This is a genomic window from Mongoliibacter ruber (genome assembly GCF_003003005.1).
GTDB classification, from domain to species: Bacteria; Bacteroidota; Bacteroidia; order Cytophagales; family Cyclobacteriaceae; genus Mongoliibacter; species Mongoliibacter ruber.
Genome location: NZ_PVTR01000025.1, coordinates 1 through 12,571, shown reverse-complemented (window position 1 = coordinate 12,571; position 12,571 = coordinate 1). Strand labels below are relative to the sequence as shown.

Here is a 12,571-nt window from a genome sequence, read left to right as displayed (position 1 = left end):
TTGATGGATGAAGGATGAAAAGGTCTGTGACCTATTTATTTACGAATTACGACCTATCCTTCCGCGAGGGAAGTTTACGAGGCTTTTTACAGAATTAAGACTAGATGGATTTGCAAACATTGAATTAGGAATAATATCGAATTTCGAATGATGGATGATGAATGATGAAGGAAAAGAGAGGATGAAGGATGAAAAGAATCGCATTGATAGGTGATGATGTTTGTCTGAGACCCCAAAGGGGTCAAATTTAAATAGCCTCGGGTTGAAACCCGAGGATTATGATTAGCATTGTGATTTTGGTTTTTGGCCGCAAAATGCTAACTATTGAACAATGCTTTTCGCCAAAAACAGGGATGAGGAAAAAAAGGATGAAGGATGAAAAGGTTGATGGTCTGTGGGATCTTGGACTTTTAATTTACGAATTACGAGGGGCAAATCGGAGGGATAGCTGATTAGCTTAGGAATTGAGCTTTGAAATAATATCGAATTTCGAATGATGGATGATGAATGATGAAGGAAAAGAAAGTATGAAGGTGGATGGATGAAAAGGGTCAATTTTTTAAACAATAGGGAACAAACCCAACCTTTAACTCCCCGACATTCGCCGGGGCAAGTTTTAACCATTAACTTTTTACAACCCAAATAATCACGAACTTTAAATCATTTTTTTGTTAAAATGTAAAAAATACACTTATTATTTACGATATTCGAATAAATAAGCTTTTTGGCAAGCTGAATACTGTCAATAAGAACAAACAAAATTTACGATCTGAGAAAAACCTATTAAAACTATAATTAAATAAAATGAACAGTAAACCTGACTTTAATCCCAAAAGAATCAGCAAAACGATGGCGAGATGCTTCTTTGCTGTCTTTTTCCTACTTCAATTTGGCAGTTATGATTTGACTGCCCAACAGGGAGAGGAAAGAACATTCCGTAACCCCGTACTGCCGGGCTTTTATCCTGATCCTGGAATGATTAGGGCTGGAGACGATTTTTATCTGGTTACTTCTACATTCACCTATTTTCCGGGAGTGCCTATTTTTCATAGTACTGATTTGGTAAACTGGAGGCAAATCGGTCATGTCCTTGACAGACCGGAGCAGATAGATGTTGAAGGATTACAAATTTCGGAAGGCATTTTCGCACCTACCATACAGTATCATGAGGGGGTGTTTTACATGATCACAACCATAGTTGGAAAAGGCGGCAATTTTGTAGTGACGGCCACTGATCCTGCGGGACCATGGAGCAACCCAGTATTTCTACCCGAGGTTAGAGGAATTGACCCTTCCATATTCTTCGATGAGGATGGAAAAAGTTACGTAATCTACAACGGAGATCCTCCGGAAAACAAGTCTTTGTACAATGGTCACAGGACAATAAGGATGATTGAGTTTGATTATAAAAACCTAAAAACTGTGGGTGACAATAAAATCCTCGTCAATGGTGGTGTAAACATTCATGCCAAACCTGTATGGATAGAAGCGCCTCATATCTATAAAACACGTGGGTATTATTATCTCTGGGCTGCTGAAGGAGGCACTAGCGTGAATCATTCTCAGGTGGTTTTCAGGACCAAAGACCTGAAAGACATGTTTATTCCCTATAAAGACAATCCAATTCTTACACAGCGTCACTTGGACCCAAATAGACCAAATCCTATTTCCGCTACTGGACATGCCGATATGGTAGAAACCAAGAACGGCGAATGGTGGGCTGTTTTCTTAGCCACTAGACCTTATACTACGGGAGATCATTATAATATTGGCAGAGAGGTCTTTTTGGCTCCGGTAAAATGGACAGACGATGACTGGCCGGTGATTGATCCAGACCACGAAGAAGTAATGTACACTTATGTAGCACCGGACTTGCCGGAAAATAAAGAGAATATGCCATTCCCGGTTGCTGGCAGCTTTACGATCAAAGACAATTTTGATCAGGAAAAACTGAAGGATTACTGGTTTTTTGTGAGGGTACCGAAAGAAAAGTGGTATTCGATCAACACCAAATCTAAAAAATTGAAGATCAACTTGAGACCAGAAACAGCTTTTGGAAGGTCTAACCCAAGTTTTCTTGCCAGAAGACAACAACATCAAAAGGGCAGTATTACAACAGAATTTACATTTGAGCCAAAGACTGAAAATGAATCCGCTGGAGTTCTTTTATTCCAAAAGGAAACACATCATCTGTTTGTCGCAAAACAGCTGAACAGTGATGGTAGCACTTCTGTGAAATTGTTGAAAGCGAAAGGAGAAAATGACTACGAGGTTTTGGCTGAAAAAGCACTTCAAAAATCTTCCAAATCACCACTTAGCCTTAAAGTTGATTTTGATAAAGCAGATTATACCTTCTCTTTCAAAGAAAAAGGCGATAGAGATTGGCAAACGCTTCATGAATTCAAAGAAGGTCAATACCTCAGCACGAGAGAGGCGGGTGGATTTGTCGGTGTGACCATGGGGCCTTATGCTACTTCATCACGAACTGAGAGCGACAACAGTGCAGAATATGTTCATTTCACTTACTCAGGAGAAAATTAATCCATACCATTAATAGGGATCTCATAAAACAGCACTATGATAAAACTGAAACTTCAAATACTGGCCTTTTTCTTAGTACTATCTTTTCAGGTGACAGGGCAGAACTGGGAGAATCCTGCCCCAGAGGGCTTTGATAAATATCATGATGAGATCCCAAAAGGAAAAATTGAAAAAATAACCTATTATTCCAGTACAGTAGAAACGGATAGAGAGGCGGTGGTTTATACCCCGCCTGGCTATTCAACTGATGAAAAATTCCCGGTTCTCTATCTCTTGCACGGAATAGGAGGGGACGAGGAAGAATGGCTCAATCAAGGCAATCCCCAGCACATTTGGGACAACTTATTAAGCGCAGGGTTGATGCAGCCAATGGTTGTTGTCATGCCCAATGGCCGGGCTATGGTAGATGACAGGGCCACTGGGAACATATTTGATAGTCTGAAAGTGCAGGCTTTTTCTACCTTTGAACAAGACCTGCTTCATGATTTAATCCCTCATGTCGAAAGTGAATATTCCGTTTATAAAGACAGAGATAGACGAGCTTTGGCAGGTTTATCCATGGGGGGAGGTCAATCTTTGAATTTTGGTTTGGGTAATCTAGATTATTTTTCATGGGTAGGAGGTTTTTCTTCAGCACCCAACACCTATGCCCCTGAAGTATTGGTAAAAGAACCTAAAGCGCTCAATGATAGATTAAACTTGCTTTGGATTTCCTGCGGTACAAGTGACCGTCTTTTTCAGATTACCGAAAATCTTCATCATTATCTTGATCAGCACGACGTATCGCATATTTACCTTGCAGAACCAGGCGATCATGATTTCAAGGTATGGAAAAACGATCTGTATCAATTTTCACAACTGCTTTTCAAATAATGGTTGGGTGAAAAAACCTGCTTATTTATGCATGTTAGCTTTACACTAGAGGATTTGCTTTGTGTGTAACACAGTAGTTGATGCAATCCAAATTGAACAGTGTCGATCCTGCTTCTCCAAAGACAGCAATTTCTTTTTAGCTTTTATTAACAGATTATCAGCACATTAATAATGAACTGGTGGGATAAGATAAATTTAACCGACTAGCTTTGTAGCGGAATTCCTATTTTATCCGTTTTGGAGGGGAGTTTCAATATTTTAATGTTTTAAGAATAGATTATGAGAAAAATACCATTACTGTTGCTGTGTTCTTTGATTTTTATGAGCTTGATAAGTTGTGACAAAGAGGATGAAGAAGTTCCTTGTAGCAATGAATCATTTATACCTTTTTCAGCTATTTTGGTCGATGAGGAAAACAACAATATGTTAGAGGATGAGGATTTCGATGTACAGAACTTACGTTTGGTTTACCTGAATGAAAGCCAAGATGAGTCGAACTTGGATTTCAAAATCTATAAAACCAATGAAGGTAATAGCTATATGTTTTCCAGTGCCATGACCCAGAAAAGTCTTTCTGGTGAAAATGAATTTTTTATCAAATTAGGGCAAGAAACTATCTATGAACTTACTTACAAAGTTGACATGTCAAATGATACCGGCTGCAGGGTCTATTCTCATGAAGCCTTTGACAAAAACGGGAATGAGCTTGAAAAATCAGCAACCGGAATACCAAAGGCATATATTTTGAAAATAAATGCAATGGCGGATCCAAGTATGGATAAATAATAGCTTGTCAATAAGACCAAGGAGAATAGGTTTTTACATGTATCAAGTGACCTAACCTATTTGTCTTTTTACTCTTTCTAGCAAAGCCACATCTTCTCTCCAATCTTCCATTTGTTTGTCATATGCCGCCTGTGTTTTGATGATGCGGAGGGTATGGGGAGAACCTCTTTTGATGGTCTCAGTCCTGAGATCTATAACCACTTTTTTAATGGCTTCCTCTAGTAAAGACCTTTCGCTTTCTTTTTTGCGGTAATCAAATACTTGGGCCTCTGGGGATTGTAAAAAGTTTGCCAGTATCTGCCACTGCATGGCATCAAAAGGGACATCAGGTACTGGTCTAGACCAGTCTGCAGGTGCCTGAGGTTTGTTGTCGACCCTAACTTGCAACTCTTCTTTACCAAACAATAGGAGGGTATGGGCCAATGGTGTTTTCTTTTCCAACTTAAGGGTCATTTGCACTAGAATATCATTGACATATTGTCTTTTACTACACTTAGTCAGGTGATTATGCATATATTGAACCCATTTTTTGTCTTGTGGAAGTAAGTTTTCCAGAAGTAATAGTTTCTCAAAAGCTTTAAAATTTAACAAAGGCTTTTTCTTGAGAACAGCTATCAATGTTGCAAAGTATTCAGGTAATCTTTGCATTTCTAATGCCACAAGAGCCCTTCCTGATTTGGTTTCGGTCAATGTTTTGAAAACAGACAACAAGTGCCATAAAGTAGAAATGTTTCCCTGCTCCATCACCTGTTTGAATATTTTTTCAAAATGCTTTCTAGGGTAAACTTCGACAAGTTTTCCCCAGGATTCATCCTTGATTTTTTCAAAAAAATTGACAAGAAATCGATACCCCAATCTTTCAAAGCATGAGTCATCGTTATACCCTATGAGCCAATCTGCTACGACATTAAAATCAGCCTTATGTATATTTTTGTCAACATTCAGGGCGTTCTTAAGAATAGTTTCAACAGTAGCGGTTTCATAATCAGACAATTGTTTTCTAATTGAATTATAATGATTAATCCATTCCAGTTGATTGCTGATGTCTTGTTTCAATAAGATCTCTTGGTGGTCTTTTTTAGGCCAAAAGACAACTGCCCCATAATGGTACCAATGCATCAGGTCCGGACCATAATTTCCCATATAACCTGTACTTTCTTTTACTATCGGGTCACCATCATTGAGTCGGAAAGGAGCTAGTATTTCCGCTTCTTCTACTTCAAGGTGACCTAAAGGAGGAGGGCCATCATCAAGCCAATGTTCGATTGATATCCATTCATTATCAATTTCCTCCAATTCAGAATCTTCATCAGGTTCGTAATCCCAGCCATAGCCTCCATCAGAAGGTATACCGGAAAGATAGGAAGTTACCAGGCACATTTTGGCATAATATCCGGCAATATCTGCCGCCCTGATCAATGCTTCAGCTTTTGTACGATCGTTCAGTTTGAGGTTGTCTTTTGAAAAATTCTCAGGGGTATATTGATGCCCAAGTAAGACTACTCTTGGAGAAAATAGTTTATGTTCTTTTCCAGCTTCTAAAATTTTAGTCAAACGGGATACATGTTCTCCCAAGGCTTCCAATACAATAGGATTATCATTTTTTTTCTGGATGAGATTATACACAAGACAAACCCTATATCCTGCTGTTATGGGTTTGATTTCGTGTTCGCAATCGGCATAAAAAGCTACATAAGGTATTTTATAATTATTTGCCGACTCCGCAAAACTCACGGATTTCTCTTCTCCATCAAACCTGATCAGCAGTTCTCCTCCGAGGTGCTTGGATGGCAGACCTATGATCAGCGTGCCAAACATTCCCTTTTCTTTTTCAGAATCCCTGTGAGAAAGAAAGAAATCTCCTTTTTGGTAAATAAGTAATTTGTACAGATGAGCTTCTACCTCATAGTCCTCAATTCCCAATTGAGGCTTGATAGTAGCCATTGCTTTTCTTAAAAATTTATCCCATTCACCACCTTTAAAATAGAGTTTTTCCGGATCGATTTCCCAAGCACTTCGAACTTTATCATCGATGATAGTTTCGCTGCCTTTACCAAAAGGTGCTTTTCGGGCTTTTTGAATCAAGGCCTTGGCCATAAGTTCATTGATAGGGTAAGCGATTTCTCCAATGTCTTCAACGCTTAAGCCCGGAAACACAAAAGATTCTGAATGACTCGTCACAAAAGAACCATTTCCTTCGATCAGATTGAGGCTATCCAACAAGTCAAATTCTAAATTATGTATATCCGCTTTCATATCAGTAGAATCTAAATAATTGAATTACCTGTGATTTCGAACCAATATCGATAAATATCCAATATCTATTAGTATCCCTTTGCCCAAAAACCCTCGTTTAATTGATTAGTGGCATGATTGCGGATAATCATATTCTAAATTTTTCATTCGAATTCCTGTTTTTAAAACTTCTCAAATATAATCAGGTTTTAAAAATCAAGAAGCCAAGGCCGAAAGATGATTTTTTAGGTATTTCTTAACCTGTGGATCATTCATTCCTTTGGCTTCTTAATCGTGAAATAAAATGCACTTCCTGCATCTGGCTTTGATTCAACCCATATTTTCCCTCCCCATGATTCTACATTTTTTTTAGCTATGGAAAGGCCTATTCCGGTACCACTGTACTGATCCCTATTGTGCAATCTTTGGAAGATGATGAAAATCTTATCGAAAAATATGGGATCAATCCCAATCCCGTTGTCCTTTATTTGGAAACTCCATTCCTCCTCATTTTCAAAGACTGAAAGTGAAATCTCAGAAGGAATATCTTCTTTTGAGTACTTGATAGCATTGTCAAGTAAGGAATGAAGAGTCTGTACCAATGGTACTCTAAAACACACCACTTTAGGGAGTTTGTCAATGGAGATTTTGGCAGATTTCTCCTTGATTATTCTTTTTCGGAGCATAAGGTAATCTTGCATTATTTCATCAAGATGAGTTACTTCCAAACCTTCTGAGAATTTACCTGCCCTCGAATATTCAAGTAAATCCAGGATGATCCGCTTCATTTTTTTTGCGCCATCAGCGGCAAAAAAGATATATTTACTTGCCTTTTGATCAAGTTGGTGACGATAATTGTTCTGAAGAAGATTTAAATAGCTCGATATCATGCGCAAAGGCTCCTGAAGGTCATGAGAGGCAATGAAGGCAAATTGTTCCAGTTGCTCGTTACTTGTTTCAAGATCATAAATATATTTCTTGAGCATATCATTCAGGGCTTGCAGTTCTTTTTCCTGTTCCCTTCTCTCACTTATATCTCTGAAAAATATGCTTATTCCTTTATCAGATGGATAGGCATTTACCTCTAGCCATATACCATAATACTCTTCAAAAGTAATGGATTCATTGTTTTGTAATACTTTGTGGTAATTGTCATAAAAAGACAATTTAACCGCATCGGGAAACACTTCCCATAAGTTTTTGCCCAAGACTTCATTTCTTTTAACGCCAATCAACCTTTCAGCTGTATTGTTCCAATACGTAACTATAAAGTCATTATTTACGGCAAAAAATGCGTCGCCTATACTTTCTAATATCTTATTTTTTTCGTCATAGGCCTTCTGTAGTTTTTCTTCTGTTCTCTTTCTGTTGTCTATATTTTTCAAATAAACAGAAACACCACCATTAGATGGATACATATTTATTTGATACCATTTTCCATCACCGGGATAGTTGTATTCCAGATTTTCGGACTTTTGAGTAAGTGATACTTTCTCAAAAGTGGTACTCAAAAAAGAATCTTTTGCAGGCTCCAACTCCTTCCAAATGTTTTTGCCGAGCAGGTCCTTCTCTTTTCTTTGAAATATGTTTTCGGCCTCTTTGTTGAAGTAGGTAATGTTCCAATTTCTATCGACAGCAAAGAAAGCATCTGAGATACTTCCCAAAACTTCTTCCAACTGCAAGGAATTACTTTTGGAACTATGTATATCCTGAAAACTTCCAAAAATCCTGATGCATCTGCCATTTGAAAATTCTGTGCTTCCTATGGCTCTAATCCATACTTGATTTCCAAGTGCGGTGATCAAGGGTGCTTCATAATCAAATGGTTCTCCGGTCAAGATTGTGTTCTCAAAGATTTCTGAAACAAGAAGCTTATGATCTTCCCGATAAAAGTCCAATCCTTTATTCAAACTTGGCTTGAATTTCATGGGATCAGTCTCGTGAATTTGATGGACTACTTCTGACCAGTGAATTTGATCGTTTACAAGGTCTATTTCCCAACCACCGAATCTGGCCATTTTTGATGCATCATTTACCAGTTCTTTGAGCTTCTTTTCTTCAGTAATATCTTTGGCAGTAGCATAGATTACACCTTCATCAAGTGAAGCATTGCCGTTCCAACTCAGCCAAACGACCTCTCCATTCCTTTTGACAAGTCGGTTTTCAAAGTTGAATGCGTTTTCATTTAAATTCAACACCTCATTTGTTGAGATGTCCTTATCTGCGGGATGGACAAAATTGTCAAATGGGAATCCAATAATGTCCTTCTCTTGGTACCCCAGTATTTTACATCCTGCCTTATTTATTTTGAGGAATTTCCCATTAAAATCCGTTAAACAAATAATATCCGGTGAGTAGTCAAATAGATAAGACAATTCTCCTTCGAGACGTTTCCTTTTTATTTCAGACCCGACAAATGATTCCAATTTAGCCAAAGTTGACTGATGTCTTCTGACTTGAAAAGAACCCATTTTGGCACCTACGATCATCATACCAACTTTTTCATTTTGATGAATCAATGGAAACCCAAAAACAGTGTTCAATCCAGCCTTTTTGGCAGCATTGTTTCGGATAAATAGCTCTTCTTGTCCGGCATTTTCCAAAAGAATCGGAATCATTTTTTTCCAGACCAATCCAGGAAGTCCTTCCCCATAGTCGAAAGCATTGACTTCTGAAGCTTCTTGGTAAAATCTCCGGGCTGAAGAATCGCTATATTGTTTTGCATAAAGCTTAAGCGCATTTTGATGCATATTAGGCAACCATACTTCGCAAAAACTATATTCCCCGAAATCCAATGTCAATTGGCAAAGTTGGTCCAAAGATTTTTTCAGGTCGGTTTTTATGCTAAAAACTGAACTGATTTCAGCCAAAAGTTCATTTTGGATTTTTTCATTGTTTAATTCGGACACATCACGTTCAATGGCAATCCAATGGGTGTACCAACCATCTTCATCTGCGACGGGAGAAACAGAAAAATTTATCCAAAATGGTTCTCCGTTTTTTTTGTAATTGATGGTGGTGATCTCGCAGGACTCCCATTTCCGAATCGCTTTGCTGAGTCTATCCAATTCTTCTTTATCGGATTTTGGACCTTGTAATATTCGGGGAGTTTTCCCAATCACTTCTTGGGATGTATACCCAGTCATTTTTGTAAATGCTTCATTTACAAAAATTATTCTTGGTCCAGGTTCATCAAAAGGTTCAGCTTCTGTAATAAGAATAGCATCATTGGTATTGGTGATGACACTTTCCAATAGCTTCAAATGTTGTTCTTCCTTTTTTTCCAAAGTAACATCCCTACAGGTGATCAGCATACATTGCTTTTCCAAAAAATCTATTTTGTGGCCATTGATATCCATGCTGATTCTTTCACCGCACTTTTTTTGGTGGGTAAAAACTCCGAAGGAGATATTTTCCTGTTTTTTCTCAATTTCCTTATGAGCATCAAGCAGTTTGGGAATGTGTTCTTCTGGTCTTAGCTCCTTTATAGTCATTCCAAGAAATTCTTCTCTGCTGTAGCCATAGTGTTGAGTAGCGGCTTGATTTACATCTAATATTTGAAAAGTGTCGATTTCATAAACCCAGTTGGGTAGGGGATTGAGATAAAATAATGTGCTGTAATCGTAGGTTGGTGACATAGTACGGGTTTTGGGTGGGGAGGGTGATTTATTTATTAACATTTATTTATGTTAACAAAAATAATTATAAGTAAGATACTCAATTATCATGACAAAATATCATGAAATATTAATTATATATAAAAATGAATTAATTAAATACAAAATAATGTAGATTTATGATTGGTCCTAAAGACTTTTTTTGGTAGTTCAACAAACCTATTTATCGAATAATGTAGAGGGAAAAAAAACTGAATTTTATTTCTTTAACTCGCAAGGGAATTGCATGTATGTGATGCTTGTCTGTCCGGTACCCAAGCTCGATTTTATGACTTTTCAGGCCTTAATTTCAAAATGGTTTCAATCCTTTTTGCCATTGATTTTTGTGAATTACTGTTCAATTTCAATGTCATACTTATCTAATAGTCCTAAAATTCCAGAGAGAGAGAATTTTGCTTTCTTTATACTGTTGATTTCAGGATCAATAGAATAATTGTAAGATGTCCTAAAATCTGCCTTTTCAAGATTTGTGTTTTCAAACGACGCTAAGGTAAGGTCGCAATTTTCAAAAACAGCACTATTGAGGTCGCTGTCCACAAAATCGGTTTCTTGTAATTGAGAATTTTTGAAAACCGTTTTTTTGATTTTGGTTTTGTAAAATGAGGAGTGGTTAAGTTGGCAATTGTCAAAGGAAAAAGAAAGTCCAAACTTAACGCAGGTATCAAAGCGAAGGCCCAGCATTTTGCACTCCTTAAATAGACTGTCCTGAAAAGCTGTATTATTTAGTTTGGTCAAACTCAAATTGCACCCGATAAATTCACAGTTCATAAGCTTAAAGCCGGAAAGATCGGTGCCTGCAAAATTACAGTTTTTGAAATTGCAGTTTTCGTATTCACCTTTAGACAATGGATTTTGTAAAAAATCGATTCTATCAAAAGTTTTGTCTTGAATGTAGGTTTCTTTCATTTTCTGTTCATTTTCTCTCATACTAATTTCTATTGTTTATCCTACCTTCGAAAGGTTTCCAAAACGCTTGCGTCCACCCAATATATGTCCTGCTTACTGGTATAGAATAAATACTTGCCATCTTGACTTACAAAGGGGCAGAGTTCATGACCTTCGGTATTGATCAAGGCTCCCATATTCTTGGCTGTTGACCAATCCCCGTTTTCATCCTTAAAGCTGATATACAAATCACCTTGACCAAACCCATCAGGCCTGATTGAGGAAAAAATGATGTAAGACTCGTCCGGCCCTACAAAAGCATCGGCCTCATAATACTTGGTATTGATCTCGTTTTCAAGTTTGACCGGTTTTTGAAAGTGACCTTCTAATAATTGAGATCGGTATATATCGTAATTTTTACTGTTTTTTATTTCAAGGTTAAAATTTGAGGCAAAATACATGCTTCCGTCTTTACCAAAGGATATATAATATTCATTTGCCTTTGTATTGATGGGGGATCCAACATTTTCAGGTAAAGTCCATTTTTGTCCCTGTCGCTCTACATACCAAATGTCATAATCTTTCTTTTCACCACCTCCATCCAGTGGCATGTCGGAAATAAAATAGAGCCTGTCTTCACTTGGTGAAAGCATAGGGTCATTGTAACTGTATTGGGGATGTGATAAAAGGACTTCGGTTTCTGTCCAGACCCCGTTCAATAACTCTGAAAACCATATCTCTGCTTTTCCATCTGCATCAACACCAAAGAAAAACGCTTTACCATCCTTGGAGAAAACAGACCCAAATTCATGTCTTTGACGTTTTGAAATTAGGTTGGGAGCAAACTTCTCTGGTTTTGATCCCGGTGGCTTAAGTCCAAAATAGCGCATATCATCGTCTGATTCTGAACCATATGTCCTAGAGTTGATTCTGTAAGCTATATTGTTCTTTTCTACATGGATAAATGACTTCAAGTAGTCGGAAACATCATCTTGCTTGCCTGCATTTGGATTTTCATGTTGTGCCCAAGAAGTCTGCGCTGAGGTCAAGAGAATGGATAAAAAAAAGAAGAATTTTTTCATTGCAGTACTTTAAAGCTTTTAGCTATGCTCAGTCTTTTTGTCTGAATTCCCGTGAAGGGATTCATAAGCCTGACTTGTTTGTCAAATAGGGAAAAAAAGCGTATAAGATGAAGTTAATTATTGAAAAATGCAGTGTCATTTTTTCGATCCTTCAATTCTTAGTGTGCAAAAACACCAGATATTTATCAATCCCATTATATGTTTAGCTATTTTTAGCCAATCACCTATTAAAACCTATTTACATGCTCGCTTGGCTTGGACTACTTACGATTTTATTATTACTGTTTTTGGTGATGACCAAAAAGATGGCTGCAGTAGTAGCTCTGATATTGGTTCCGCCTGTTTTGTGCGGATATTCTTTAGGTGAAATTTATTGTGTTGGTTTTCAGTATTTTATTCATTCAATTTTTGTGGTTTTGGGTGTCTCGGTCTATTTTTAGTCCATGTTTGTAAGGCGAAAAAGGAATTCAAGTGGAACTTTCAGTGTCCAGA

General features: G+C 37.5%; 8 protein-coding genes. 4 read left to right on the top strand and 4 right to left on the bottom strand.

Features of this window, described 5'->3' with window-relative positions; all coding sequences use genetic code 11:
• Positions 1–804 precede the first annotated feature (804 nt).
• The 3 genes from CLW00_RS20840 (at position 805) to CLW00_RS20830 (ending at position 4,200) form a co-directional block, all read left to right on the top strand.
• Positions 805–2,541 (top strand): glycoside hydrolase family 43 protein, encoded by a 1,737-nt coding sequence (locus CLW00_RS20840; RefSeq protein WP_245917438.1) that lies wholly within the window; start codon positions 805–807, stop codon positions 2,539–2,541.
• A gap of 36 nt (positions 2,542–2,577) precedes the next feature.
• Positions 2,578–3,414, top strand: a complete 837-nt coding sequence (locus tag CLW00_RS20835) for an alpha/beta hydrolase (RefSeq protein WP_106135651.1) — start codon at positions 2,578–2,580, stop codon at positions 3,412–3,414.
• Positions 3,415–3,693: 279 nt separating this feature from the next.
• Positions 3,694–4,200: a hypothetical protein gene (locus tag CLW00_RS20830; protein ID WP_106135650.1), complete on the top strand. Its 507-nt coding sequence runs from the start codon at positions 3,694–3,696 to the stop codon at positions 4,198–4,200.
• Positions 4,201–4,251: 51 nt separating this feature from the next.
• Here the strand turns inward: CLW00_RS20830 and CLW00_RS20825 are convergent, their stop codons facing one another.
• The 4 genes from CLW00_RS20825 to CLW00_RS20810 form a co-directional block, all read right to left on the bottom strand.
• Entirely contained in the window at positions 4,252–6,456 is a 2,205-nt protein-coding gene (locus tag CLW00_RS20825) for a 2OG-Fe(II) oxygenase (RefSeq protein WP_106135649.1), read from the bottom strand.
• A 251-nt stretch (positions 6,457–6,707) separates the two neighbouring features.
• The gene (locus CLW00_RS20820) at positions 6,708–10,073 is read right to left on the bottom strand and encodes a PAS domain S-box protein (protein ID WP_170073264.1); all 3,366 of its coding nucleotides are present in this window, start codon (positions 10,071–10,073) and stop codon (positions 6,708–6,710) included.
• Between the two features lie 369 nt (positions 10,074–10,442).
• Positions 10,443–11,039, bottom strand: a complete 597-nt coding sequence (locus tag CLW00_RS20815; RefSeq protein ID WP_245917436.1) for a pentapeptide repeat-containing protein — start codon at positions 11,037–11,039, stop codon at positions 10,443–10,445.
• 20 nt (positions 11,040–11,059) lie between these two features.
• Positions 11,060–12,079 carry a TolB-like translocation protein gene (locus CLW00_RS20810; protein WP_245917434.1) on the bottom strand — a complete coding sequence of 340 codons (1,020 nt, stop codon included), beginning with the start codon at positions 12,077–12,079 and terminating at the stop codon, positions 11,060–11,062.
• Positions 12,080–12,321: 242 nt separating this feature from the next.
• On the opposite strand from CLW00_RS20810, the gene CLW00_RS21575 reads away from it, so the two are divergent.
• The gene (locus CLW00_RS21575) at positions 12,322–12,519 is read left to right on the top strand and encodes a hypothetical protein (protein WP_106135647.1); all 198 of its coding nucleotides are present in this window, start codon (positions 12,322–12,324) and stop codon (positions 12,517–12,519) included.
• Positions 12,520–12,571 lie beyond the last annotated feature (52 nt).

Excerpts from the sequence above, each read along its gene's own strand:
- CLW00_RS20840 (WP_245917438.1), top strand. The coding sequence starts at position 805 with ATGAACAGTAAACCTGACTTTAATCCCAAAAGAATCAGCAAAACGATG.
- CLW00_RS20835 (WP_106135651.1), top strand. The coding sequence starts at position 2,578 with ATGATAAAACTGAAACTTCAAATACTGGCCTTTTTCTTAGTACTATCT.
- CLW00_RS20830 (WP_106135650.1), top strand. The coding sequence starts at position 3,694 with ATGAGAAAAATACCATTACTGTTGCTGTGTTCTTTGATTTTTATGAGC.
- CLW00_RS20825 (WP_106135649.1), bottom strand. The coding sequence starts at position 6,456 with ATGAAAGCGGATATACATAATTTAGAATTTGACTTGTTGGATAGCCTC.
- CLW00_RS20820 (WP_170073264.1), bottom strand. The coding sequence starts at position 10,073 with ATGTCACCAACCTACGATTACAGCACATTATTTTATCTCAATCCCCTA.
- CLW00_RS20815 (WP_245917436.1), bottom strand. The coding sequence starts at position 11,039 with ATGAGAGAAAATGAACAGAAAATGAAAGAAACCTACATTCAAGACAAA.
- CLW00_RS20810 (WP_245917434.1), bottom strand. The coding sequence starts at position 12,079 with ATGAAAAAATTCTTCTTTTTTTTATCCATTCTCTTGACCTCAGCGCAG.
- CLW00_RS21575 (WP_106135647.1), top strand. The coding sequence starts at position 12,322 with ATGCTCGCTTGGCTTGGACTACTTACGATTTTATTATTACTGTTTTTG.